The organism is Geodermatophilus sp. URMC 63, from assembly GCF_053502565.1.
Window position 1 is genome coordinate 2096261 of sequence record NZ_CP199956.1, and the last position, 25426, is coordinate 2121686.

The 25426-nt window shown below is 70.2% G+C and carries 12 protein-coding genes and 6 pseudogenes; 9 read left to right on the forward strand and 9 right to left on the reverse strand.

Annotated features, from left to right (window positions below; translation table 11 throughout):
• Positions 1-4: 4 nt before the first annotated feature.
• On the reverse strand, positions 5-5509 hold the full coding sequence (gene mobF / locus ACWIZO_RS10185; RefSeq protein ID WP_448642935.1) for a MobF family relaxase: 5505 nt from the start codon (positions 5507-5509) through the stop codon (positions 5-7).
• A gap of 1455 nt (positions 5510-6964) precedes the next feature.
• On the opposite strand from mobF, the gene ACWIZO_RS10190 reads away from it, so the two are divergent.
• Both ACWIZO_RS10190 and ACWIZO_RS10195 read left to right on the forward strand, forming a co-directional pair.
• On the forward strand, positions 6965-7777 hold the full coding sequence (locus tag ACWIZO_RS10190) for a FadR/GntR family transcriptional regulator (protein WP_448642352.1): 813 nt from the start codon (positions 6965-6967) through the stop codon (positions 7775-7777).
• Between the two features lie 57 nt (positions 7778-7834).
• Positions 7835-8839 (forward strand): ATP-dependent 6-phosphofructokinase, encoded by a 1005-nt coding sequence (locus ACWIZO_RS10195; protein ID WP_448642353.1) that lies wholly within the window; start codon positions 7835-7837, stop codon positions 8837-8839.
• A 107-nt stretch (positions 8840-8946) separates the two neighbouring features.
• On the opposite strand, the pseudogene ACWIZO_RS10200 reads toward ACWIZO_RS10195, so the two are convergent.
• A pseudogene (locus tag ACWIZO_RS10200) lies at positions 8947-9785 on the reverse strand (IS5 family transposase).
• Positions 9786-10295: 510 nt separating this feature from the next.
• On the opposite strand from ACWIZO_RS10200, the gene ACWIZO_RS10205 reads away from it, so the two are divergent.
• The 3 genes from ACWIZO_RS10205 (at position 10296) to ACWIZO_RS10215 (ending at position 14269) form a co-directional block, all read left to right on the forward strand.
• Positions 10296-10532, forward strand: coding sequence for a hypothetical protein (locus tag ACWIZO_RS10205; RefSeq protein ID WP_448642354.1), 237 nt, complete (start codon positions 10296-10298; stop codon positions 10530-10532).
• Between the two features lie 896 nt (positions 10533-11428).
• Positions 11429-11830 (forward strand): glutamine synthetase III, encoded by a 402-nt coding sequence (locus ACWIZO_RS10210; RefSeq protein WP_448642355.1) that lies wholly within the window; start codon positions 11429-11431, stop codon positions 11828-11830.
• Between the two features lie 660 nt (positions 11831-12490).
• Positions 12491-14269, forward strand: a complete 1779-nt coding sequence (locus ACWIZO_RS10215) for a BCCT family transporter (RefSeq protein ID WP_448642356.1) — start codon at positions 12491-12493, stop codon at positions 14267-14269.
• 164 nt (positions 14270-14433) lie between these two features.
• Here the strand turns inward: ACWIZO_RS10215 and ACWIZO_RS10220 are convergent.
• The 3 pseudogenes from ACWIZO_RS10220 to ACWIZO_RS10230 all read right to left on the reverse strand — a co-directional run.
• Positions 14434-14733: pseudogene (locus tag ACWIZO_RS10220) on the reverse strand (transposase); the annotation flags it as partial.
• Between the two features lie 77 nt (positions 14734-14810).
• Positions 14811-14891, reverse strand: a pseudogene (locus ACWIZO_RS10225) (hypothetical protein); the annotation flags it as partial.
• Between the two features lie 49 nt (positions 14892-14940).
• Positions 14941-15509, reverse strand: a pseudogene (locus ACWIZO_RS10230) (transposase); the annotation flags it as partial.
• Between the two features lie 537 nt (positions 15510-16046).
• On the opposite strand from ACWIZO_RS10230, the gene ACWIZO_RS10235 reads away from it, so the two are divergent.
• Complete coding sequence (locus tag ACWIZO_RS10235) at positions 16047-17351, forward strand: FUSC family protein (protein ID WP_448642357.1); 1305 nt, start codon at positions 16047-16049, stop codon at positions 17349-17351.
• Positions 17352-17358: 7 nt separating this feature from the next.
• Here ACWIZO_RS10235 and ACWIZO_RS10240 read toward each other — a convergent pair whose 3' ends face one another.
• The 3 genes from ACWIZO_RS10240 to ACWIZO_RS10250 form a co-directional block, all read right to left on the reverse strand.
• The gene (locus tag ACWIZO_RS10240; RefSeq protein WP_448642358.1) at positions 17359-18168 is read right to left on the reverse strand and encodes an IS5 family transposase; all 810 of its coding nucleotides are present in this window, start codon (positions 18166-18168) and stop codon (positions 17359-17361) included.
• 229 nt (positions 18169-18397) lie between these two features.
• Positions 18398-19201, reverse strand: a complete 804-nt coding sequence (locus tag ACWIZO_RS10245) for a transposase family protein (protein WP_448642936.1) — start codon at positions 19199-19201, stop codon at positions 18398-18400.
• Between the two features lie 182 nt (positions 19202-19383).
• Positions 19384-20079, reverse strand: coding sequence for a hypothetical protein (locus ACWIZO_RS10250; protein WP_448642359.1), 696 nt, complete (start codon positions 20077-20079; stop codon positions 19384-19386).
• Positions 20080-20119: 40 nt separating this feature from the next.
• On the opposite strand from ACWIZO_RS10250, the pseudogene ACWIZO_RS10255 reads away from it, so the two are divergent.
• Together ACWIZO_RS10255 and ACWIZO_RS10260 are read left to right on the forward strand one after the other, a co-directional pair.
• Positions 20120-20508 (forward strand): annotated as a pseudogene (locus tag ACWIZO_RS10255) (transposase); the annotation flags it as partial.
• 1076 nt (positions 20509-21584) lie between these two features.
• A pseudogene (locus ACWIZO_RS10260) lies at positions 21585-22057 on the forward strand (IS3 family transposase); the annotation flags it as partial.
• A 630-nt stretch (positions 22058-22687) separates the two neighbouring features.
• On the opposite strand, the gene ACWIZO_RS10265 reads toward ACWIZO_RS10260, so the two are convergent.
• Positions 22688-23002, reverse strand: coding sequence for a hypothetical protein (locus ACWIZO_RS10265; RefSeq protein ID WP_448642360.1), 315 nt, complete (start codon positions 23000-23002; stop codon positions 22688-22690).
• 212 nt (positions 23003-23214) lie between these two features.
• Here ACWIZO_RS10265 and ACWIZO_RS10270 point away from each other — a divergent pair, with 212 nt between their 5' ends.
• On the forward strand, positions 23215-25413 hold the full coding sequence (locus ACWIZO_RS10270; protein WP_448642361.1) for a glutamine synthetase III family protein: 2199 nt from the start codon (positions 23215-23217) through the stop codon (positions 25411-25413).
• Positions 25414-25426: the final 13 nt, after the last annotated feature.

Below are 25426 nucleotides of genomic sequence, written 5' to 3' on the forward strand. Positions count from 1 at the left end.
ACGCCTAACGAGAATGGTGCAGGTCAGCTCGTGTGCCAGGCGACGGCTGCCCCGTATGACCCGTCCGGTGATCGCTCTCCCTCGGGGGCGTCAACCGGGACGCCTGGTCGGTGCCGGTTGTGGTCCTGCGAGGCGCCGCTGTGACCGGTTCAGTGTTGAGCACGGCTCTGTGGACGGTGCCGGGCGGCACGCCGAGGGCCTTGGTGACCCGGTCGATGTGTGTGAGCCACCGGCCCGGTGGCAGAGCGACGATGACGGCGGCCGCTTCGCGCAGTGCGGCGTGGATGTCTGAGGTACTCCGGTCGTGCGCAGCCGGGGTGAGCCGTGCGTCGAGCAGGGCGGCGGCGAGGCCGCTCGAGGTGTCGATGGCCGTCTTCAGCGCAGTGGCGCCGTCGCGGTGGGCGAGGTCTGCGGGGTCGAGCCCGTCGGGGAGGTCGAGTTGGCGTGGGTCGTCGCCGCGGATGGTGAGTTGCCAGTAGATGCGTTCGGCGGCTTGCCGTCCGGGCTGATCGTTGTCGGTGGCCACGAGGATGCCGGGGTCGCCGCCGCGGATGTAGGAGCCGAGGAGGTCTGCCTGCCGGTCGGTGAGGGCCGTGCCGAGGGTGGCCACGCCCGCGGTCTGCCCGGCACCGGCCAGCGTGATGGCGAGGGCGTCCAGCGGTCCCTCGACGAGAGCTGGCGCGGCCCCGGCGGCGAGTGCGTCTCGGGCCTCGTGGAGCCCGAACAGATGCTCGCCTTTCCGGTACAGGTCGGTGCCTGGGGTGTTGAGGTACTTGGGCCCGGCGTAGCCGTCCTCGGGTGTCGTGGGGTTGCGGCGGGCGATGAAGCCGACGACGGCGCCCTCACGGTTGTGGATGGGGAAGGCGAGCCGGTCGCGGAACCGGTCGATCAGCGCGCCGGTGCGGGCGCGCTGGGCCAGGCCGGCGGCGAGCAGCTCGTCGTCGGTCACGTCGAGGCCGCGCAGGTGGTCGACCAGCGCGGTCCAGCCGGCGGGGGCGTAGCCGGGGGCGAACCGCGGATCGGCGGTGAGGTCGGTGCCCAGCCGCTCGCGCAGGTAACCCTGTGCCCACGACGCGACGTAGTGCTCGGTGAAGAAGGCGGCGGCCCGGGTGTTGAGTTCAATGAGCCGGTCGCGGGAGACGGCGGCGGTGGCCCAAAAGTGCTGCTCGAGCAGGTAGTCCGCGTCGTCGCCGGCATCGACTGCGCCGGTGGAGGTCAACGGGTCCGATGTGCGGTACCGCGGCACGGCTGCCGGGGGAGAAGTGTCGTAGTCGGGGTCGAACGGCGCGTCCTCGTCACCGGACAGCAGGTCCGCCGGGTGGGCGGTGGCGGTCGTGGAGACGTGCACGGGCGGCACCAGGTGCGCGTCCTCGGGTGGCTGCAGGTCGGCCGGCAGCGGCTCGGGGACATCGATCGGTGCGGGGTCGGTGAGTGCGGCGACGCGGAACACCAGGGCCTCGGCGATCCCGTCACCGGCCGGGTCGGCGGTCACCGTCGCAGGCAGGCCGGCGACGGCGGCGGCGAGCAGGTCGGCGGGGGTCCAGCCGGCGCGGAGGCCGGTGGTGACCGCGGCGACCAGCGCCGGCCAGGCCGGGGCGCCGAGTACGCGTGGGGTGTGTTCGGCGGGCAGGAGCCCGAAGAGGACGGCGCACCACTCCGGGCGCAGCGCCACCGCGGCGGGGCCGGTGGGAGGCACGGTCGCAGGCGACAGGTGGGCTGCGAGCCGCCACCACAGGGCGGCGGCGGGCAGGTCGTCGGGCAGCGGCCGCTGGGCGGCGACGGCGGCGAGCAGGCCGGCGGCGTCGAGGCCGGCGCGGTCGGCGGCGGCTAGCCGCTCGGCCAGGGCCGGCCAGTGGGTGTCGTGGCGGATGCGGGGGTCGAGGCTGTCGGCCAGGGCCGCCCACACCGGCCGGCCCGCGGTGGGGGTGACGGCGAGGGCCTGGTCCAGCCAGGCCTGGTGCTGGCGTTCGGCGGTCGGGAACCGCGGCGGTCCGGTGGGACGGCGGTCCTCGGCCGGGATGCCCAGGGCGGCCCGCCAGACGGCGAGGTCCGCACGCAGGGAGGCCTGCCCGGCCAGTAGGGAGCGGGCCCAGCCGGGTGCGGTGGCCGGGGTCATGGTTGCGGCCGTGGCGGCGACCCGGGCCGCGCAGTCGGTGAGGTGGGTGGCGCGGGCGGCCAGGTAGGGGCCCCAGTGCGGGTCGTCGGCCAGCGCGGCGGGGATGGCGGGCAGCCACGGCAGCGGGCCGGGTGGGCCGGTGGCGGGCAGCCGCCAGTCCAGGACGGCGGCGGGGTCGGCGGCGCTGTCCAGCTCACGCAGTTCTGCAGCCCGTGCCAGCGCGGCGATGGGGTCGGTGCCGGCGAGGGCCAGCAGCGCCAGGTGCCCGCGCAGCGCCGGCCAGGCCGGCGCCGAGGTCAGCCCGGGCCGGAGAATCTCGGCGGCGTTCTCCAGTTTTTCTCCGGGTGCCGGTCTGAGGCGGTGCTCGGCGGCGAAGCGCAGCGCGTCGGTGTAGCGGACGGCGGCGGTGTGCAGTTGCCCGGCCGGGTCGGCCAGTGCCCGGCGGGCGCCGGTGGCCGAGGTCTGGTCGTCGTCGCGGGCCAGCATGGCCATCAGCAGGTCGGTCGCGGTCGGCGGGTGCACGGCGGCGGGGGTGATGATGCTGTGCGGGTCGCCGTCCCCGACGGTGGCGAGGTAGAGGTGGTTGGCGCTGCGGCCGCGGGAGAGTGCGACGTAGAGCAGCCGTCGGCTCTCGGCCCCGGTGAGCACGGTGTGGCAGGTGTCGGCGGTGACGCCCTGGGCGCCGTGCACGGTGGCCGCGTAGCCCAGCTGCACGTGCTCGCGGACGTAGGTCGCCGGCAGGGTGAGTCGTCGCTTGGTGCCGGGGTGGACGACGTCGAGGGCGCCGTCGTCGTTGACGGTCTGCACGGTGAAGCGGTCGCCGTTCTTCACCCAGTCGGTGACACCGAGCGGCAGGGTCCGGTCGTTGCGGCGGGTGATCACGGCGTCGCTCGCGCTCGCGCGGGTGCCGTCGGCGAGAACGACCTCGGGGCCCGGTGGGCCGGGGGAGTGGGCCAGCCGGTCGGCGCGGGCCCGCTGGTTCAGCCGCGCCACGACCGCGCGGGTGGCCGCCAGCAGCAGTGCGTCCTTGCCGGCGGCGCGGTCGGCGGCCCACGCGGCATAGGCCTGCTCGGCGCAGGAGGCCAGATCGCCGACGTGTACCCGGCCGGCGTCGAGGTGAAAGCCCAGCCCGGTGGTGTCCCCGTCGCGGACGGCGACGGTGGCCGCGGCCTCGGCCGGGTCGGCGAAGCGCACCAGCTGGGTGAGCGTGACCGCGCCGTGCGCGGCGGCGATCTCGCTCAGCACTCCGCCGGCGGCCACCGCGGTCAGCTGCCGCGGGTCACCGACCAGGCGGACGCTGCCGCCGCGCCCCAGCACGTAGTCGACGGCGCGGGCCAGCTCCACGGTGCCAGCCATACCGGCCTCGTCGACGACGACCAGCGTGCCCGGCCCGATACCGGCCACCCAGTCGGGCGGCGTGCCTGCGTGGAGGGACCAGGCCAGCTTGGCCAGGGTGTCGCAGCGCCCGGCGAGGGAGGAGCGCAATACGGCGGCGGCGACCGCGGAGGGGGCCAGCCCGAGCACCGTCCCGCCGCCGGCGGTCCAGGCTCGGGCGAGGGTCGCCAGCGCGGTGGTCTTGCCGGCCCCAGCTGGAGCAACGGCCAGCTGTACCCGGGCGCCGCTACCGGCCAGATCGCGGACCAGCTGCGCCTGCCCGGGGTTGAGCTCGGTGCCGTTGGCGGTGACCTCCAGCAGCGCCAGCTCGACGACGGCCGCATCTGCGCGGCGCCCGTCCGTGCGCCCGGCGGCCGTGACCAGCAGAGCCTCGGCGTCCAGCACCGCCCGGCTGGTGTAGAGCTGGGCGCCGGCGACGGTGTAGACGCTGGCGCCGTCCGAGCGGCGCAGCTCAGGTGGCTCGACCACCGGATCCGGTGCCCCCAGCGGAACGGACAGCGCGGGGGACAGCGCCGTCTCGGTAACCCGGGACACCGCGCTCTCGACGTCGCCGGGGGCCAGGCCGGCGGCGCGCACCACCCGCTCGGCCTCGGCGCAGACGTGCCAGAACTGCCAGGTCGCCCGCTGCCCGCTCACCGTCTCCAGCACCCTGGCCGCAGCCGTTCGGACCCACGCCTCGGGGACACCGGACGGGCGCGGCGCCGGGGTGTGGCCCAGTACGCGGTCGAGCATGGCGGCCAGGTCCGACGGGCTGCCGAGGACGCCCAGGGCCTGCTGCCGCCAGGCCGCCCGCTGCTCGGCCAGCGAGCGCGGCTCGTGCTTGGCCTCCCGCGTCTCCAACGTGGCCTGCTGGGCGAGCGCGATCGCCTCACTCGTCGTCGGCGGCCGGCCGTGCTCGGCCTGGAAGCCGGCCGCCAGCTGCCCGCGGCGGACGTCGATCGCCTGCCGCCGCGAGGACCAGGTGGTGAGCAGCCGGGAGTCGAGGCCGACGACCTCGCGGACGGTCCGCTTGCCCGGCTCCCGGCCCGGGCGCTCGGCGAAGCGCACTCCCAGCGTCGCGACCAGGTGGGCCTCCAGCCGGGTGTTGTAGTGCTCCGAGGCGGCGACGTTGGCCTTGTACAGCACCCGTCCGTCCAGGGCCCGCCACCGCCCGTCGCCGGTCTGCACCTTGTTGCTCACCGCGACGTGGGTGTGCAGGTCCGGGTCCCCGGCGCGTGAGTCGCGGTGGGTGAACACCGCCGCGATCAGCCCGGTGGTCTCCACCTGCCGCGCTCCGCCGGCGCCCAGCCGGGTGAAGCAGGCGTGCCGCTCCAGCCAGGCTAGGGTGTCGGCGACCGCGGCGGCGTGGGCGGCCTCGACCTGCTCGGCCATCTCCCGCGGCGCCAGCGCCCACAGCGCCGAGACCGACTTCACCGGGGAGAAGGTCAGGTCGTAGCCGGCCACCGCGCGGGTCGCCGGCCGAGAGGCCCGGGCGAGGAACCCCGACAGCTCCCGGGCGTCGGCCGGCGGCCGGCCGTGGACCTCGGTGAACATGCCGCGCGCGACCCTGCTGCGGATGCGGGCACGCTCCGGCTCGGGCAGAGGCGCGTCGTGCGGACGTCCACGTGCGGCGTTGACCGCAGCGAACTCCTGCGCGCAGAGAGGGCGGAGGCCGTCGGCAGGTGCGGGGTAGACCAGGAACGGCAGGCCGAGGGCGCCCGCGGCCCGCGCCTGCTCCGCCGTCCTCCCGGCGGTGAGGGCCTCTGCTTCCAAGCGCTCGGCGTCGGGATGGCGCCCCTGCCCGAACAGCGCCTTCATCTGCGCTTCGCCGACCGGCTGCCTGGCAGACACCCCGCTCAACCCGGCCAGGCCAGCGCCGGCCCAGACGCCGGGGGACTCACCCCGCTGGGAGTAGTAGTCGCTCAAGCCGGCCAGGCCTCGTTCGGTGGCGTCCATCGCCGCCACCTGCCGCGTCAGGTACGTGTACCCGTCACCCGCGGTCAGCTTGTGCAGCGACATCACGGGCGCGGACGCTAGGAACGCGACCTCCGGTACTCCTTGCGTGGACCTCCTGTTCGGCGACCTCGTCTGTCGAGTGGGCTCGCCCCGGGTGTCACCGCGGCGCACCGCCGCGGGCGCGCAGGTCCTCGCGACGCGGCGAGCGAGACTTGGGACTTGGCGGCCACTCGGCTGGGGCAACGACCCGGCCAGGTGATCCTCGGGATCGCTCGCGTTGATCCCCATCGCAAGACAGCGCGGACGTCCGGCCCGCGAGGGAGCCACCTGGCGAAAGCTGCCGGGCCCGCAGCGAAGGCCAAGCCCTCGCCATCTTCCGCCCCGGCTGCCAGCTTGACGACACGGCCTTCGACCCCACAGTGCATAAGGTGTGATGGTCCGCGATCTTGAATCCTTCAGGACTCTCAGTTGGCTTCCGGGCGGCGCTCTTGTCCCTGCACTCCCTTGTCGGGAGTTCCGACGCGATGACTCTGTGGGGATGCGGGCGCTGCTCGTCGCCTCTCCGGTGGTGGGTCACGTGCGCTGACCGATCGCTGCCAACGGCGCCGAGATCATGTCCCGGCGAAGGTGAACCCCGCACCTGCCGTGGTGGCCGCTCGAGGACACGGGACTCAGTAGCGGCTGGAGCTGGTTGGTCATCATGTCGTCCGGCCGTGCTCGCGGTGGAGGAGGACGAGGGCTGCGGCGACCGAGTTCCCCTGGCCCAGGGAATGGCTCAGTGTCCTGGGACTCCGTTGACGCCGGGTGGCGACGGTACGGTGGACGACGTTCACATGCCCGGAACAACGGCAGGGCACCATCCGCAGGCGTGCACACGGGTGACCAACTGTCCCTGACCGCGGCGGACCTGGCGGGGCGCACGCTGGGCCCCGCCACGATCTCCTCGCCGCTTGCCGGTGGCCTCCTTGACCGGCGGGACACGGTTCATTACGTCGCCGAGACCGACCGGGTGCTGCTGGACGACACCCTGGACATGGCCGCGCGCCGGGGGGTGCCGACCTGCGAGCTTCCCCGCGTTCGAACCCGGCGGGCCCCGGTTGCGGCTGTTCTTCGAGCCGGAGCGAACCCGCGTGGGTGTGGTCACGTGCGGGGGTCTCTGTCCGGGACTGAACAATGTCGTCCACGGGCTCGTGCTGGAGCTGTACGGCCACGGAGAACGTTGCAGCGGCGAGTGCGAGCAGATCCAGGGCGTGGTCGTCGTGCCGACCGGGCAGCAACACCCGCCGCCTCCTTCGACGGCCGCCCTAGACCGCCGGCCCTACCCCCGCCGGCTTCGATGGCCCATGGGGTCCCCAGAGATGGGGCCCGTCGACGGCAGATCGGCGTCATCCCCAGGCCTTCAGCCCCTACGGGCTCTGGCACCCGTCAAGCCGACCACGAGGCCGAGGGCTGGGCCTCGACGCGGTCGCAGTCACCGAACGGGGTTGTCCCGTCCATGACAGGAGAGTGAGGGCGAGGATGACGAGGAAGAAGCAGGCCGGCGCCAGCATCGCGGAGTCGGGAAGTCCGGTGGAGGGCATCCCGATCGCCGCCGGAGGCTCCGTGCTCCGACCGCTCAAGGCCGCGCAGGTCGTGGCTCGTGACGTCGTTGCCAGCATCACCGCCGCCGGGCTCCAGCCCGGGGACGGTTTGCCCTCGGAAGCCCAGATGCTGCAGCAGTACGGCATCAGCCGCGAGTCCCTGCGCGAGGGGCTGCGCCTCCTGGAGGTCCAGGGGATGATCAGCATCCGTCGCGGCCCGGGCGGTGGCCCGGTGGTCGGCACCGTCGACACGGCCAACCTGGGCAGGATGGAGGCGCTGTTCTTCCACCTGGCGGGGGCGACGTACGACGAGCTGTTCGAGGCGTGGGTGTTCGCGGAGTCGACGCTCGCCCGGATGGCCGCGAGGAACCCGGACGCTGCGCTGCGCGCGCAGGTGATGGCCCCGTATCTGTCCGGTGACGTCGAGGCGGACGGACACGTCGCCCGCGACGTCTACGTGACCGGCCACGAGGGTTTCCACGGTGCGGTGTCCGGACTGGCCGGCAACCGGGTCTTCCAGATATCGTTCCGCGCGTACGGCCAGCTGGTCGCACACCGCCTCTCCACCGTCGGGGACGTCCGCAAGCTCCACAAACTGCTGGCCGAGGACCACCTCAAGGTGGCCCAAGCCATCATCGACGGCGACGGGGAGGTTGCCTCGACACTCATGGACGAGCACCTCTCGCAGATCGTCTCGATCAACCAGCGCGAGCTGGGCTCCCTGCTCGAGGGACCGGTCGGCTGGCTGTGAACGTCCCGGCCACAACGCTGGTCAAGAAGGCAGGACCCCCGGATCTCGGGCTACGGCGTGACGTCGGTGACCGGGTTCCGCAACGGATACCTGGGACTGACGCGTACGGGAGCCAAGGACAGCATGACGTTGGCGCCGGAAGGTGTGCGCGGGATCAACAGCCAGGGGGGCACCGTGCTCGGCACCTCCCGCGGCTGGCAGGACCTTGCGGAGATGGTCGATACCTTGACCCAGCGGGCGATCGACATCTTGTTCGTGGTCGGCGGCGATGGCACGTTGCGAGGTGCCCAGGAGATCGCCGACGAGGCGGACCACCGGGGCATACCGCTGGCCGTCGTCGGCATCCCCAAGACGATCGACAACGACATCCCGTGGATCGATCACAGCTTCGGCTTCCAGACCGCGTTCTCCCAGGCCGCGGAATCCATCCGTGCCTCACACACCGAGGCCAGCTCCATCCCCGACGGTGTCGGGCTCATCAAGCTGATGGGCCGGCACTCCGGCTTCATCGCCGCGTACGCGAGTCTGGCCAGCGAGGACGTCGACATGGTGCTCGTTCCGGAGGTGCCGGTCGTCCTGGAGGGCGAGGAGGACGTTCTCGCGCACGTCGACCGGGTCCTGAACCGGCAGGGGCATGCGGTGGTCGTCGTCGCGGAGGGCGCCGGTCAGGACCTCTTCACCGACCGGCCGACCGGCCGGGACGTCTCGGGCAACGTTCGCCTGGCCGACATCGGCGGTCTGCTGCGCGAGCGCATCACCGACCACACGGCGGCGGGCGGCCGCAGCATCAGCCTGCGTTACGTCGATCCGGGTTACGCGATCCGCAGTGTGCCGGCCAACCCGTTCGACAGCGTTTACTGCACCCGCCTGGCGCAGGCGGCCGCGCATGCGGCGATGGCCGGGAGGACGGCGATCGTCGTGGATCGATGGCACGGACGCTTCGTGCACCTGCCGATCGCCTTGGCCACCGGAAGCTGCAACCAGGTCGATCTCAATGGCGACCTGTGGCTCTCCGTGCTCGAAGCGACCGGCCAGCCCGTCCGCGCTGACACCAACGTATGACGGCCCTCGAGACGCAGCACGTCGCTGGACCTGTGGACGCGCACAGGCCGGCCGCGGGATTTGGCAGGCATACGGACTTTCGCTGCCTAAGAGCGCCCGCCAGTAGGTCAGCGGATGCGTGGTGATCGTGGTCGGGTGTCCCAGCGGTAGAGGTACCAGGCGGCCCGGCGGAGGGCACGAATAGTGACGATGGCCGCGGCGAGGCAGAGGTAGGCGTCCACGCAGTCACGGCGGCGTTCGGTGCAGCGGCGGAGTCTGCCGAAGTCGTTGAGCCAGGCGTGGGTGCGCTCGACGACCCAGCGCCGGCCGACCTGGATCGGGGCCGGCTCGCCGCGGTGGGCGATCTGACCGTGCAGGTCGCGGTCGGCCAGTGCTTGCCGGGCCGGCCGATGGTCGTAGCCGGCGTCGAGGTGCACGGTGACCCGTGCGGGCAGCGGCTGGAGGTCCTTGATCGCGTCGAGGGTGGTCGTCAGCAGGGTGTGGTCGACGGTGTTGGCCGGCGCGGACACCGCCGCGAGCGGGATGCCGGCGCCGTCGGTGAGCTGGGAGCGTTTCAGGCCGCCTTTGCCCCGGTCGACCGGACTGCGCCCGGCGCACTCCCCGCCGCAGGGCGCCTTGGTGGTGCAGCCGTCGACGGCGAGATCGGCCAGATCAAGGCCGATCATCTTCTCGTCGGCGTCCAGGCACGCCGGTCGCAGCCGATCCCATACACCCAGCCGGATCCACTCGTCCCGGCGGCGGCGCATCGTCGTCGCCGAGCAGCCAAGCCCGGCGATGCCTCGTACCCGGCGCCGAAGACCAACGCCTCCACCAGCTTGTCGACCACCACCGCATCGGCGATGCGCGGCCGGTGGCAGCCGAGCGGAGGCACGTCATGCCGGACGGGCAGCAGGGCCAGGAACTGCTCGCGCAGCGGGTCAAGGATGCACGATGGGAGGGCAGGCACGAGGGGTCCACAGTTCACGGAGCGTTAGCACCTTCGCGAGCGTGGCCCTCGTGCCTGCCCTCATCGATCAACCACGCCGGACTTCGCGACCGCGCCTATCGGCGGGCGCTCTAAGCGCCGGGATCGGGCTCGCCCGGACCGGCACGCGTAGCGCGGTGCTGGGGGCAGTTGGCCTGTGCTCGGGCGGAGCCGGGGCGTCGCTCGCGTGGTCTGCGGCGAGCGCCGCGCGGAAATCCCAGACGAGCACAAGACTGAGCCACCTCGCTTTCAGCAGGAAGAGCGGGTCGCCCGGTTCACGCGCGCATCTACGGCGAACGCCGCTTCGTGGCCGGCGTCGGTGATTCGGGCCTGTGCGCACTGCACGCCGGCGGCTCCGACCAATCCGGTGTCGGCGGCGCCTGAACACCGACTTCCCGGGGCAGGCGGGTTCGGCGTGGCGACGCACCGGCCTCGCCGAGTCGTTCGAGCATCGTGACGCGGTCGTCATCACGGCCGCTCACTCTCGAGACCATGACTGCGAGCGTTCACGTGACCGGAACCCATGTCGCCTCCGTCGAGCGCGACCCCGTGCGCGATGGCCGTGACCTCAACCGGGCGGGCAGCCTGGCTCACGCCGTGTCCAAGCCCGTGGTCGACGGTCTGGCGTCTTCGGTGTGCGGGGTTCTGGTCACCGCGATAGCGGACATGGACTGGCACGACGTCTGGGGTGTCCCCCGGTGCGAGGAGTGTCAGCGGATCGCCGGTTGACTGCCGGCGTCACGTCTGCGGCATGCGACAGGTCGAAATTCCCCCATGATTGCGAGTCTGTATGTGACCGGCACGTGCGTCGCGTCCGAGGCGCGCGCGGCTCCTCGACGGCGAGGACGCAGTCGGGTGGCACTGCTCACGCGGTAGCCCGGCCGGTTGTGGACGGCCTGGCGGCCTCCGTCTGTGGGTGCTGGTCACAGCGATCATCACCATGGCCTGGGCAGACGAGCGTGCGGTGCTCCGTTGTGACGAGTGTTGGCGGATCGCGAGCTGAGGGGCGCCTCGCGTGACCGGATCCTGGCGAGCCCCGACCGCGGGGCGAAGTCGAAGTGCCAGGCTGCTCTCCCGGCTGATCTGCAGCGCGGCCGCCTCGATCCACGGATGGTGGATGTCCAGGCCCTCCGCGCGGGCGGCGGATTGCAGCGCCGCGGTCGTGACCTCAACCGGTTGACCTGCAGCGCGTTGGGCGACCAGCTCGTACACGAGGCACGCCCGCACGCACGTGCCCAGGGAGAGGAGCTCCAGCTGGTCCCGCCAGTCCTGTGGCATGGTCGCCGGATGTCCTGCGGGCCGCATCGCCACGCGGGTGTAACGAAGAAGTAACAGAGGAATCCTCTATCCGTGGGCGACCGTATGCGCCCTCACGACCCGGAACGTTCGGGTCGCCTCAGCGACGTGAGCACAACCGGGAGCCGACCGACGTCTCGAGCGGGAGGCTTGGCGGCACCCGATCAGGACCCCGATTTTCACCGGCGCGAAACTCCCCCGGTGCGCGGCATTCCTAGGTTGGTGATGTCGGGTTCTGCCGGGACTCCCGACCACACCGCCATCCCCCAGGGAGCCGCCGTGAGCGGGAACGCCGTCCGTATGCAGGCCAACAGAGCGTCGAGGCCTACGTGCCCGCGGCCGTAAGCTTCACGGCCGGCGAGACGCCCGGTGAGATCTTCGGCGCCAACGTCTTCAGCAAGGCCGAGATGCAGAAGCGGCTGCCCAAGTCGGTCTACAGGTCGGTCCTGGCCACCATCGATTACGCAGCGCCGCTCGACCCGTTGATCGCCGACACTGTCGCCGCGGCGATGAAGGACTGGGCGATGGAGAAGGGTGCGACGCACTACGCGCACGTCTTCTACCCCCTGACGGGGCTGACCGCGGAGAAGCACGACAGCTTCCTGGAGCCGGCCGGGGACGGCTCAGCGCTGGCCGAGTTCGCCGGCAAGACGCTGACCCAGGGGGAGTCGGACGCGAGGACGCCTGCCGGCGGGCCAGCGCGCTGGGAGTCAGCGGCCACGGTGGCGTGATGACAGCGGCCGCCGATGGGGGGTGCTGAGGCAGATGGCTGAGATGACCGGCACGCCCTCCCCCAGGCCAGGAACGATCGGTCCGCTGAAGCAGGGAGGCATCCCTAACATGGGCGCACGTGGTTCGAGGAGGCGCCGACTCCGTCGCTCCCCAACGCGGCCCGTGCCGAGATGGCGACCGCGGCGTTGGCCCGGCGGCACCCCTCATCGGCGCGGTCGCGCCAGGCTTCGCAGGCTGAGGTTCTCCCGGGCCCGAGGCCCGGCGTCAACGGGAGTGATGGCGGGGCACAGGGCTGCCCAGCGGCCGCCCTTCAGCGCCTGAGGCCGTCACAGGGGCGAAACACAGAGCCATACTGCGCTGAAACTGTGTGAACAGTCACGGTGGCCTCTTGTAGTGGGCCTGACGCTCGGGTTCCCTCATGCGAAGTCCGTCTCGAATGACGCAACAGAATAGGGAGTGTCATGGAGCAACAGCTCAGCAGGCCCGGCTGGCTCTCCCGCCAACGTGGCCAGGCCGACGGAGATGACCCAGCGCCGCAGGACCGCGCGGGCGGAGTAGGGGAGGAGCGCCCCACCGTCCATGCCACGGACGTGGTCGACACCGGAACTCATCCGGCCATCGCCGAACCGCCAGACTGCGTCGCAGATCAGCACTGGGCCGTGGACAAGGTGCTGTTCGCGGTCGCCGCAATCATGGCGCTGGGCTTCGTCGCCTGGGGCTTCGCGAGTCCGACGGGTCTCGGCACCGCGAGTGGCTCCGCTCTCGGCTGGATCACCGGCAACCTCGGTTGGCTGTTCGTGCTCCTCGCCTCGGCATTCGTGCTCTTCGTCATCTGGCTGGCGGCCGGCAAGTACGGGCGGATCCCGCTGGGGCGCGACGACGAGCTGCCGCAGTTCCGCACCATCTCGTGGATCGCGATGATGTTCAGCGCCGGCATGGGCATCGGGCTGATGTTCTTCGGGGTCGCCGAGCCGCTCTCGCACTACGTCTCCCCGCCGCCGCTGACGGCCGAGCCCGAGTCGTCGCAGGCGATCGAGACGGCGATGGCGACCACGCTGTTCCACTGGACGCTGCACCCGTGGGCGCTCTACGCCGTCGTCGGGCTGGCGGTCGCCTACGGCACCTTCCGCCGTGGCCGCCGTCAGCTGATCAGCTCGGTCTTCGTCCCGCTGCTCGGCCGGCGGCGGGCCGAGGGCCCGGTCGGCCGGGTCATCGACGTCCTGGCCATCTTCGCGACGCTGTTCGGGTCGGCGGCCTCCCTCGGCCTCGGCGCCCTGCAGATCGGCAGCGGGGTCGAGATCCTCGGCTGGGCCGGGGACGTCGGCAACGGCGTCCTGGTCGCGATCATCGCGGTCCTGACCGCCGCCTTCGTCGCCTCGGCCGTCTCCGGCGTCGAGCGGGGGATCCAGTGGCTGTCCAACACCAACATGGTCCTGGCCCTGATCCTCGCGGTGTTCGTCTTCGTGCTCGGCCCGACGATCTTCATCCTCAACCTGATCCCCGACGCGGTCGGGAGCTACTTCTCCGACCTCGGCGACATGGCCGCGCGCACGGAGGCCACCGGCGGTGACCCGATGGCGACCTGGCTGCGTGGCTGGACGGTCTTCTACTGGGCCTGGTGGATCAGCTGGACGCCGTTCGTCGGCCTGTTCATCGCCCGCATCAGCCGCGGCCGCACCATCCGCCAGTTCGTCACCGGCGTGCTGCTGGTGCCCAGCCTGGTCAGCCTGCTGTGGTTCGCCGTCTTCGGCGGCGCCGGCATCGCCGCCCAGCGCGACGGCGTCGACGTCGCCGGCCAGGGCACCACGGAGGGGCAGCTGTTCGCCGTCCTGGGGCAGTACCCCTTGGCCACCGCCGCGACCGTGCTCGTCATGGTCCTCGTGGCGATCTTCTTCGTGTCCGGTGCGGACGCGGCCTCGATCGTCATGGGCTCGCTCTCGCAGCGCGGCACCCTGGAGCCGAGCCGCTCGGTCGTCGTCTTCTGGGGTGTGGTGATGGGCTCCGTCGCGGCCATCATGTTGCTCCTGGGCGAGGAGGGTGCGGCGCTGACGGGGCTGCAGAATCTGACGATCATCGCGGCGCTGCCCTTCGCCCTGGTGATGGCAGCGATGGCCGTGAGCCTGGTCAAGGACCTCCGTCGCGACCCCATGGTGCTGCGCGGCAATTACGCCAACGTGGCGATCGAGAAGGCCGTCGTCGATGGCATCACGCGCCACGGGGACAAGTTCGTCCTCGTGGTGGAGCCGCCCGAGGGCCCGGAGACATCCGGCACTGCGCACGTGGCGGCGCAGGCGTTCCCCATGAGCCCCGAGCCGGGCGGCCGGCGTTCGGGTAGCCCGGCGGGGCACTTCGTGGCGTCGGCGGGCGAGACCTCCGTGCCTGGGCAGGGTCCGCCCGCGGCGGAAGTCATCGGCCGTCCACTCGACCCGCGGGACTGAGGCCTCGGCCGGCTGGTGAGAGCCTCCCGGCACTGGAGCTGCGATGTGCCGCTCCCGTGCCGGGAGGCTCGCCGTGTCACGGCGCGGTGCTCCAGGTGAGGGACCTGCCATTCGTCGTGCGCCTCGACCAGGACCGCGCCGGCCAGGCGGAGCAGGGCTTCGGGGTTGGGAAAGACGCCGACGACGTCGGTGCGCCGCTTGATCTCCTTGTTCAGCCGTTCCAGCGGGTTGGTCGACCAGATCTTCTTCCAGTGCACGACCGGAAACGCTGTGAAGGCGAGTAGATCCTCGGCGGCGTCTCGGAGCATTGCCTCCACGGCTGGGAACTGCCGGCCGAGCATGCCGGCGACGACGTCGAGCTGGGCGTGCACGTGTTCGGCGTCGGGCTGGGCGAAGATGGTGCGGATCGCCGCGGCGACCATCTCGGCGTTGCCCTTCGGCACCCTGGCCAGCACGTTGCGCATGAAGTGCACCCGGCAGATGAGCGCTGCCAGGCGGCGCCGAGCAGCACCGCGCCGATCGCAGCCTTCAATCCGGTGTGGGCGTCGGAGATGACCAGCTGGGTGCCGGCCAGCCCGCGGGCCTTGAGCGAGCGCAGGAACGCCGTCGGAGAACGCCCCATCCTCGGAGTCGCCGACGGCGAAGCCGAGCACCTCGCGGTGGCCGTCGGCGGCCACTCCGGTGGCGATGACCACCGCCGGGGAGACCACCCGCCGGTTCACCCGCGCCTTGCAGTAGGTCGCGTCGAGGAACACGTAGGGGAACGCGGTCTCGGCCAGGCTGCGGTCGCGGAACGCGGCCACCTCGGCGTCCAGATCGGCGCAGATCCGGGACACCTCGGACTTGGAGATCCCCGAGTCGGCGCCCAGCGCGCGGACCAGATCGTCGACCTTGCGGGTCGAGACGCCTTGCAGATAGGCCTCCATCACCACGGCGAACAGCGCCTGATCGATCCGCCTGCGCCGCTCGAGCAGCGAGGGGAAAAACGATCCGGCCGCAGCTTGGGGATGCGCAGCTCCAGATCCCCGGCCGTCGTCGTCAGGGTTCGCGGGCGGGAGCCGTTGCGCTGCGCGGTGCGGGTCTCGCTGCGCTCGTGGGGCGCGGCGCCGATCACTGCCGTGAGCTCGGCCTCGATCAGGGCCTGGTAGATCATGGTGGCCGCCGCGCGAATCCGGTCGTCGACGTCGGCGGCCTTCAGTGCGTCGAGCACCTCGAGCAGGGCTGACTGGTCCAGGGCCATCGTGTGCTGTGTCCTTCCGCGAGAACCATTGGCGTGGTCTCGCTGACCATCACACGATGGCCCCTTCGCGTGGTCCTCCACGCGGGCGGTGACCTGGACTTACACCACCAGCAGGGACGTCACCGCTCGGTCGGTGGCCGGGCCCAGCTGGCTGCACATCGCGGCCACGAGGGTGAGAACAGTCACTGGGGAGCGTTACGGGATAGACACAGGGTTCGGTGACGCTGAAAGGGGTGACGCTGAAAGGCATGAGCGAGGCATAGCTCCCGAACTCCCGTGACGACGCGGCAGAGCACCGGGAAGGACGGCATGCCGACACGGCGACCAAGCAGATCCGGGGCCTGCTTCGGCGCATCCGGCGCCGCCTCGAGGACTGCCCCTGATCGCGGTCAACTCGCCTAGTCCGGCCCGGCGGACAGGTGATCCGCCAGCCTGGCTGGCGGGGCCACTGCCGACCAGCGGCTCCGCCGCCCCAATCGAATTAGGACGACGCCGTCCTCCGCCTTGTCATTTCTCGACCTGAGCTGGAGGCATCTCATGTTCGGAGCATCCGCACGGCTGCGCGACCGAGTTCGCTCCACACTGGTGCGCCGGGGCCGGATTCCCGGCCTGCGGACGGCCAAAGCTACGCTGGCGGTGGTCGCCGCCAATTTGCTGGCCGAGGTGCTGCACCTTAGCGAGCACCCGATCGTCGCACCGCTGATGGCGCTGCTGGTGGTGCAGCTGACGTTGTACAAGACCCTGATGCACGGGCTGGGCCGCATCAGCGGCGTGCTCGCCGGCGTGCTGGTGGCCGTCGGCGTGGCCAACGTCGTCGGGCTCACCTGGTGGAGTCTGAGCGTCGTGGTCGCCGGTTCCCTGGTCGTCGGCCGGCTCCTGCGGCTGGGCCCGCATCTGTTCGAGGCGCCGATCACCGCGATGCTCTTGCTCGAAGTTAGCGCCGGCGGCGCGCTCGCGCTGACACGAGTGACCGAGGCGCTGCTCGGCGCGCTGGTCGGGATCACCGTCAGCGTGCTCGTCGCGCCACCGCTGTACCTGCAGCCGGCCGGCGAGGCCATCGGTGAGCTCGCCGAACGGATGGCGGATTTTGCCCGGGACTTCGCCGACGGCCTGCGCGGCCCCTGGTCTCGGTCGACGGCCGACCACTGGCTCACGCAGGCCCGTGCCGTCCGCGACGAGGTGCTCCGCGCGGATCTGACCGTGGCCCGGGTTGAGGAGAGCGCCCGGCTCCACCCCCATGCCCGCAGCGCCCGCGACGCCCAACCGCGGCTGCGCACTACCCTGACTGGGCTGGAACGCTGCCACCTCACTCTGCGCACGCTGGCGCGAGCGGTCCTTGACCGCACCTACTTCATGCCCCCCGCCGAGCAGTCCGCGGCCTACACCAGCGAACAGCGCGCCGCGCTGGCCGACCTACTGACCACCGCCGCGGCCGCGCTCCACAGCGTCACCCCCATCGCCACCGGCGCCAACCCGGACGCCGCCCGATTCGCCGTCGAGGCCCACCTCGCCGAGCTCGACGACCAGCGCCACCGGATCAACACCCTCCTCACCGTCGCCCCCCAGATCGACCAGGCCGCTTGGAAGCAACACGGCGCCCTGCTGGCGTCCATCGACCGGCTCCGCGTCGAGATCGCCGCCGCCGCACGCCACCCCGATGAGGTGAACCCAGAAGCCAGGCATACACCGGTCATCTCCGCTACGGGCCACTGGCCTGGCCTGGCCTGGCCTAGCCAGTCGTCGCAGGCGGCTTCCTCGAACAGCAGCAAGTTCACTCCCCGGCACACGCCCGGGACGCTGACCAGCGACGCCAACTGCGCCCTTCAACTGGGTGCAGATTGAGGTTTTCTCAACGGATTGGCCGCTCGGCGCTGGTCAGAACAAGTGCGGCCGCGACGATGGCGCCGATTCGCTGAGGACACAGCCGAATACGGTGTAGCGCCTTCCATCGGGTCTTGAGCAGCGCGATGCCGCGCTCGCCTTCGGCGCGCAGCCGGGTCAGCAGCTGGTTGCGGCAGGCCGTGCTGGGCGCCAGCCGACCGCCCTTGGCCGGCGTGTGCACGCCGATACCGGCGCCGTCGTAGCCCTTGTCGGCCAGCGTGGGCAGCCCGAGGAGGGCGGCCGCGGCGTGCAGCGTGCCGAGGAAGCCGGTGGCGCGGGCGGCGGCAAGGTCATGCGCTGACCCCGGCTGCACGTCGGAGACGGCGACCGGGAAGCCGGTCGGGTCGCAGACGACCTGCACGTTGCCGCCGTGGGCCTGGTGCTTGCCGGAGTACCACAGGTCATGACCGGTGTCCGGGTTGTTCATCCGACAGCGGTCGGTGGCGATGAGGGTGCCGTCGAGGGTGACGTGACTCCAGCCGGCGGCTCGTCCGGCCTGCAGCACCTGATGCAGCTCAGGGGCTTGCGCAGCCAGTACGTCGATGCCCTCGCGCAGATAGCGGTAGCCCGTCGCGGTCGACACTCCGGAGTCGCGGGCCAGGACCGGCATGCCGGTGTCCTCCCGGAACCAGCGCAGCACCAGCACCGCCTGGTCGAAGCAGGAGGCGGCGCGGGCGCCGATGCCGGTGCCCGGGCGGCGCCGCTCGGCGACGAGCAGCTCGACCAGCTGCGCGACGGTGTCGGCGGGTACGTCGAGCGTGGCAGAGTAGGTGATCACGCGGGGTCCTCGCGATCATGATCAGTTCGCTAGGAAGAACCGATCCTCGATCGCAGGGCCCCGCGCCTCATGCGGTGACACACCTCGCGCGCCGGCGACCTGCCGCTTCGGCGCCACAAGTAGGCCTCCATCGCCAATCCATTGAGAAAACCTCATTCCTGGTGATAAATTCTCAATCGTCACCGCGATCACCGTGATGAATTGGGCTGACGCGCGTGCTGAGGTTTTCTCACCTGGTTCCGCGGTCGAGTGAGGTCAGCACCAATGCGGCGGCGACAATCGCGCCGATGCGGTGCGGGCTGACGGTGACCCGGTCGAGGGCGCGCCAGCAGCCGAGCAGGGCATGGCCCCGTTCGGCGGGCGCGCGGAGCGCGGTGATCAGGGAGTTGTAGCAGCGGTTGTCGGTGTGCAGCGGCCCGTCGGGCTGGTGCTTGATCGGGACGTGCACCCCGATGCCGGCACCGGTGTAGCCCTTGTCGGCCAGCACCGGCAGCCCGCGGGCGGCATGCGGGTACAGCGCCGGCAGCACCAGCTCGCGGGCGGCGGTCAGATCGTAGGTCGAGCCGGGCCGGACGTCAGAGACCCACAGCGGAAAGCCACCGGGGTCGCAGAGGACCTGCACGCTGCCGCCGAAGGCGTGGTGCTTGCCGGAGCACCACAGGTGATGGCCACGCTCGGCGCGGGCGGCCACCCGGTCGGTCGGGATCAGCGTTGCATCCAGGCAGAGGAAGGACAGGCCGGCGGCGCGAGCACGGGCCAGCACAGCACCCAGGGCAGGAGCGTGCCCGGCGATTACCTCGAGCGCTTCATGCAGATAGCGGTAGGCGGTGGCGATGCTGACTCCGGCGTCTGCGGCCAGGATGCGCACGTCCAGACGGTGGCGCAGCCAGCGCAGCGCCAGCACGACCTGGGCGTGCACCGTGCCGACCCGCTGCGCCGGACGGGTTCCCGGCCGACGGCGGTACCGGGCGACCCAGCCGGTCACCGCCTTCAACACCGGTGCGGACACATCCAGGCTGACACGATGAGACACGGCGGGCTCCCGGGGAAGAGGAGATCGGTCTTTGGCGAGTCGATCTTTACCCCGAGAGCCCGCGCCCGGTTCTTCCACCCCGGCCGCGACCAGCGACGACGTCAGTCAAGCCGGCAATGCTGGTGAGAAAACCTCAATGTGGACGGTCGTGCGGCGACGGTGGCGCGCAGCGCCTTCCAGAGTTACGTGCGGATTTCAAGGCGAGGCAGAGCGATGCCTAAAAATAGCTCACCACCATTGTGGGGTCCAAAGCGGACGAGAACCTCCGTAATGACCAAGGGTTCATCTGGCACGATTTCGATAGGGTTTTTGATGTCACAGTTTGCGAGCTTTTTCCATTCTGCGCGCGGCTCGCAGAGTACTCGTTCATCCTGGGAGACGGTCCAGAATGCCTCCGCGCCAGGATGATTCGCATCCCCGGACTCATCTATACCGAATGTGCCAGAAAATCCCACGATCTTCGCACCGGGAGCATATTTCGGAATGTTGAACGTATATACCTGCGGGCGCGACACGTCGGCCGGCGTATAGCGGCACTGAACCTGCTCCTCCACGACGAAAAGATCATCGCCGAAAACCAGATTGTATGGGGCTCCAGTGAAGCAAGTATCACCTTCATTGTCTGCATAGTAATCCGCTAGCTGCAAGTCATCATTTGCCCGATGTTCATCTTCGCTGCCAGGGGTTGGTATCATGTTGACGCTGAACAAGAGGCCGATCACCGTCAGGCCGATGCCGGTGGAGGCGACAAGCACCCGCTGCCAATTCTCCAATTGTTCCTTCAGATCGATATTTATTCCCGGCACTGTGACCTTGACGCCAAGCGCAGCCAAAAACGCGGCAAAACCAAGTATGATCAGCGCAATCTGCCAAGGCATTCCGACTCCAGTGCTAGTAGCCGCCCGTCAAGTGAGAGAATCAAGTCTTGAGGTGGCCACTGGCCGGGTCACTGAGGTCTGCACCGAGCGCCACCGGCTTTAGCAGGTCCTAGCCTTCCTCAAGCAAGTCGCCACCGCCTACCCCCGCCGGCAGCTGCACGTGGTGGTCGACGACTACGTCACCCACAAGCACCCGCGGTCCGCGCGTGACTCACCCACTACCCGCGGGTCACCCTCCACTTCACCCCGCCCTCGGGCTCCTGGCTGAACCTGGTCGAGGCGTTCTTCGCGATCATCGTCCGGCAGGCGCTCCGGCGCGGCGACTTCCCCACCGTCGCCGACCTCATCGCCGCTATCGGGCAGTTCATCGGCGCCTGGAACGGCCGCTGCGCCCGGTTCACCTGGACCAAGGATCCCGACACCGCACTTGCCGAGGCCACCACTCCGCGACCCGCAAGGCAGGGACAGTGTTGGTTACGAGCACTAGCCGGCAGGATGTGGCACGGCGAGCTTCCGAAGAGGAGAAGTCACTTCAGCAGGGGCACCCTGACCTCGGAAGTCCGTCTCATATCTCCCAGTCGTTACCCCGCCGATGACTCGGACAGTTACCGTGACGGCGAAGGCAGATCAGAACCTCCTGCCGCTCGTGGTGGAGACGTGTCTCGGAGTTGCGGTCGGCCTACGCTGGTCCAACCGGGCGCAACCACTTGCACCATACGCCGGCTAAGTCATCAACGTAAATTTGCAGTGGCATGGTTGTTCCCCGAGAGTCCCGTAGATTTTCCCATGTCTTCTGCGGAAAATCCCGCAAGTAGAACCGGGAGAATCCTTGGGGTCCCCGAGGGGTTGTTATCTCAAGTGCTTGCGGATAGTTTCCGGAGCCGTCCTGCCCATGACTGTAGTCGGTCGTATAGGTTAGTATAAAACCATCTATCCATGGGTGAGGGTAATTAGTAGCGGGCCGTAGCTCAACAACTCTTTCAGTATCTTCTACTTCTGGCCGCACGGTCATGGACGGCACCTTTCTATTCGCGACGGGTATGGAACTGGGCTCACAAGGCCGGACAACGTCCCCGCTGCCTCTCGACTCCGGGGAAGGAAGCAGGTGGGGCGTTTGGTTCTAGCGGAACACAGCCGTTGGGCTGCCGGTCGGAGATTGTGTATGCAATCACCTCCCTGGGCACTCTCCCTGACTCGGTGGGCTCATCCCGGCTGCAGAGGGGGTGTCCTCGCGTTCAGGATGACCGGTAGACGTCACCGCCGCGTCACGCCGATATCACCGCGCTGCATGCGCGAGCATCCCGCGTCCCGCTACCCATCGGGGTGGATCGTCCTGCATCTGGCACCCGCAAGCGCGGGCCATAAAGCCTGATTTGGGACACGCTGAACCCAGGCCTTGCTTGGAGAAGGCGAGAAGACCAGACGGTGGCGAGGGAGACGTACTCAGAGGAGTTCCGCCGCGACGCGGTGGGCTGTACCGGTCGACGCCGGGGCGACGGTTAGAGGTGAAGCGGTTGTGCTCGACCGTGAGCGTGTCCCGCTCGTCGTTCTACGCCTGGGAGGCCACCGCGCCGGCGCGGGCCGCCCGCGCTACCGCTGACGCCGAGCTCGCCGAGCAAATCTGCGCGGTGCACGCCACCGGCCGGGCCTACGGGGCGCCGCGGGTGACCGCCGAGCTCAAACGACGGGCGGCCGGCGCCGGAACGGGTGACCTCAAGCGGGTCGCCCGGGTTATGGCCACTTATGACATCGCCGGCATCCGGCTTCGCCGCCGCGTGCGCACCACCGTCCCGGAGCTGGCCGACCAGCTCGTGCCCGACCTGGTGAACGGACCTTCACCGCGCATACACCCGACATCGTCTACGTCGGGGACATTGCCTACCTGCCTTAGGGTGGTGGGGAGAACCTGTACCTGGCCACGGTGATCGACTGCTTCTCTCGCCGGCTGGTGGGCTGGTCGATCGCTGGCCACATGCGCCCCGTGGTCGCCGTGGAACACCACCCCGGCCAACCTGTTGCAGGCGTACGGCGTCTCCCGACCACGAGCGGGGTCCCCCTGCCGATCGTGGCGGGCGGCCGCTGTGGTTGAGCACGGCGGTTGTCCACGCAGCATGTGGGGTTGGTCCCTCTGCCGTACGACGAGCGGTGTATGTCCAGAGCGTCGGCATGTTCGTGGGGCAGCTTCTGCAGTCAGCGCTCAACTTGGAACCTCTTGCTCGCCGCTGACCTGCATATCTGCAGGTCAGCACAGCGCTCAAGCGCAATGAGGTTTTCTCACCAGGATTCGCCGTCCGCGGACGGCTGGGAGAGGCATCGCTGCAGGTCAGACCCTCGTGCCAGCGAAGTGTCGAGTGCCGCCTGCCGGGAGCCTGCGTCGAGGGCCCGCGCCCGAAGTCGCTGACGACTCGCTGAAGCCCTGACCAGCGACGCCCACTACGCCCTTCAAATGGGTGGGGATTTCTAGTGAGAAAACCTCGCTGTCCCCCGTTGTCAGGAGCGCTGGCGGATCGGAGCTGGGCGGCCACCTCCCGAGACCGGTTCTGCGCGCAGTCGGCCGCGGCCGAGTCCGGCATTCGCGCCGTCCCGGGACGGTGACGGCGCATAGCGGTCACGGGCGTGCAAGGCTGCCCTCCCGGCTCATCTGCAACGCGGCCGCACCGATCCAGGATTGGCGGGTGTCCAGGCCCTCAGCCCGGGCTGCGGATCGCAGTGCTGCCGTGGTGACTTCGACCGGTTGACCGGCCACACGTTGGGCGACCAGTTCATAGACCAGGCACGCTCTCATGCACGTGCCCAGGGAGTGGAGTTCGAGCTGATTCCGCCAGTCCTGCGGCATGGTCGCCAGTTTTCCCGAACGCTGCATCGACACGCCTGTGTTACGCAGATGTAACATGGGCATTCTGTCCGTGGCGATGCTTGGCACGCTCGCGACCGGAAGTGTTCCGGTGACCTCGGCGACGTCGAGCGCAACCGGAACAACGGCCGCCGTCGCAAGCGCGAGGCATCGGCGGCACCCATCGCGAGCCCGGTGTTCACCGGCGCGCAACGCCCTCGGTGCGGGACGTTCCTAGGTTGGTGGGTGTCGGGTTCTGCCGGGGTTCCCGCGGAGCGCACCGCCATTCCAGAGGAGCCGCCGTGAGCGGGAACGCCGTCCGTACGCAGGCCATCAAGGGCGTCGAAGCCTACGTGCCCCCGGCCGTGACCTTCACCGCCGGCGAGACCCCTGGTGAGGTCTTCGGCGCCAATGTCTTCAGCAAGGCCGAGATGCAGAAGCGGTTGCCCAAGTCGGTCTACAGGTCCGTCCTGGCCACCATCGACCACGCCGCGCGCCTGGACCCGCTGGTCGCCGACTCCGTCGCCGCGGCGATGAAGGACTGGGCGATGGAGAAGGGGGCGACGCACTATGCGCACGTCTTCTATCCCCTGACCGGGCTGACCGCGGAGAAGCACGACAGCTTCCTGGAACCGGCCGGGGACGGATCGGCGTTGGCCGAGTTCGCCGGCAAGACGCTGGCCCAGGGCGAGCCGGACGCCTCCAGCTTTCCCAGCGGCGGGCTGCGCAACACCTTCGAGGCCCGCGGGTACACCGGCTGGGACGTGACCAGCCCGGCCTACGTGCTGGAGAGCCCCAACGGCAACACCCTGTGCATCCCGACGGTCTTCGTCTCGATGAACGGCGATGCTCTCGACCACAAGACCCCGCTGCTGCGCTCCCAGCAGTCGATGGCCAGGCAGGCCGAGCGAGTGTTGCGCCTGTTCGGGCACGCCGCGCCGGACGCGGTGGTGTCCTACTGCGGCCCCGAACAGGAGTACTTCCTGGTCGACCGGCACTTCTTCCTTGCCCGGCCGGACCTGCTCAACGCCGGCCGCACCCTGTTCGGCGCGAAGCCACCCAAGGGGCAGGAGTTCGACGACCACTACTTCGGGGCCATCCCCGAGCGCGTGCTGGGCTTCATGATGGACACCGAGCGGGAGCTGTTCAAGCTCGGCATCCCGGCCAAGACCCGGCACAACGAGGTCGCGCCCGGGCAGTTCGAGATCGCCCCGATGTTCGAGCGCGGTAACGTGGCCGCCGACCACCAGCAGCTGCTGATGACGACGTTCAAGCGGCTGGCCCGCAAGCACGGCATGGAGTGCCTCTTCCACGAGAAGCCGTTCGAGGGCATCAACGGCTCGGGCAAGCACGTCAACTTCTCCCTCGGCAACGCCACGGAGGGCAACCTGCTGCTGCCGGGGGACACGCCGCACGAGAACGCGCAGTTCCTGGTGTTCTGTGCCGCGGTGATCCGCGGGGTGCACAGGTACGGCGGTCTGCTCCGCGCCTCGGTGGCCTCGGCGAGCAACGACCACCGCCTCGGCGCCAACGAGGCACCCCCGGCGATCATCTCGATCTTCCTCGGGGACCAGCTGGCCGACGTCTTCGACCAGGTGGCCAAGGGCGGGGCGACGTCGTCGAAGGAGAAGGGGACGCTGATCATCGGCGTGGACACCCTGCCGGTCCTGCCGACCGACCCCGGCGACCGGAACCGGACGAGCCCGTTCGCGTTCACCGGCAACCGGTTCGAGTTCCGGGCACCCGGCTCGCAGCAGACGGTCGCGGGCCCGATGGTCACGATCAACACGATCATGGCGGAGGCGCTGGACCACATCGCCACGGAGCTGGAGACCGCCGTCGCCGCCGGTACCGAGTTCAACGTCGCGGTGCAGAAGCTCCTCGAGGAGATCATCACCGAGCACGGCGCCGTCGTCTTCAACGGCGACGGCTACTCCGAGGACTGGCAGGTCGAGGCGGCCGCGCGTGGGCTGCCGAACCTGCGGACGACGCTGGATGCGCTCCCCGAGCTGGTCTCGGAGTCGGCGATGGAGCTGTTCAGCACCTACGGGGTCTTCAGCGAGCGGGAGATGCACAGCCGGTACGAGGTCGGGCTGGAGCACTACGCGCTGACCGTGGGCGTGGAGGCGCGCCTGACCCTGGAGATCGGGACGACGTCCGTCCTCCCCGCCGCGGTGCGTCACCAGACTGAGGTCGCGCAGAACATCGGCGCGCTCCGGGCCGCCGGCGTGGGGGCCGACACGTCAGCGCTGGAGGAGGCGACCCGTCCGCTGACCGAGCTGCGGGTGGCGCTGGCCGGCCTGCGCTCGGCACTGGACGAGCACTCCGGCCCGACGGCGATGGACGAGGCGCAGCACGCGCAGGACGAGGCGCAGCACGCGCAGGACGCACTGCTACCGGCGATGGCGGCGGTGCGGGCAGCGGTCGACGCGCTCGAAGGCCTGGTCGCCGACGACGTGTGGCCCCTGCCGACCTACCAGGAGATGCTCTACATCCTCTGATCGGGCAGGCCGG

What these genes read in the sequence shown, in the direction of transcription:
- mobF (WP_448642935.1), bottom strand. Translation starts at nt 5,509, where the DNA reads ATGTCGCTGCACAAGCTGACCGCGGGTGACGGGTACACGTACCTGACG.
- ACWIZO_RS10190 (WP_448642352.1), top strand. Translation starts at nt 6,965, where the DNA reads ATGACGAGGAAGAAGCAGGCCGGCGCCAGCATCGCGGAGTCGGGAAGT.
- ACWIZO_RS10205 (WP_448642354.1), top strand. Translation starts at nt 10,296, where the DNA reads ATGACTGCGAGCGTTCACGTGACCGGAACCCATGTCGCCTCCGTCGAG.
- ACWIZO_RS10235 (WP_448642357.1), top strand. Translation starts at nt 16,047, where the DNA reads ATGTTCGGAGCATCCGCACGGCTGCGCGACCGAGTTCGCTCCACACTG.
- ACWIZO_RS10250 (WP_448642359.1), bottom strand. Translation starts at nt 20,079, where the DNA reads ATGCCTTGGCAGATTGCGCTGATCATACTTGGTTTTGCCGCGTTTTTG.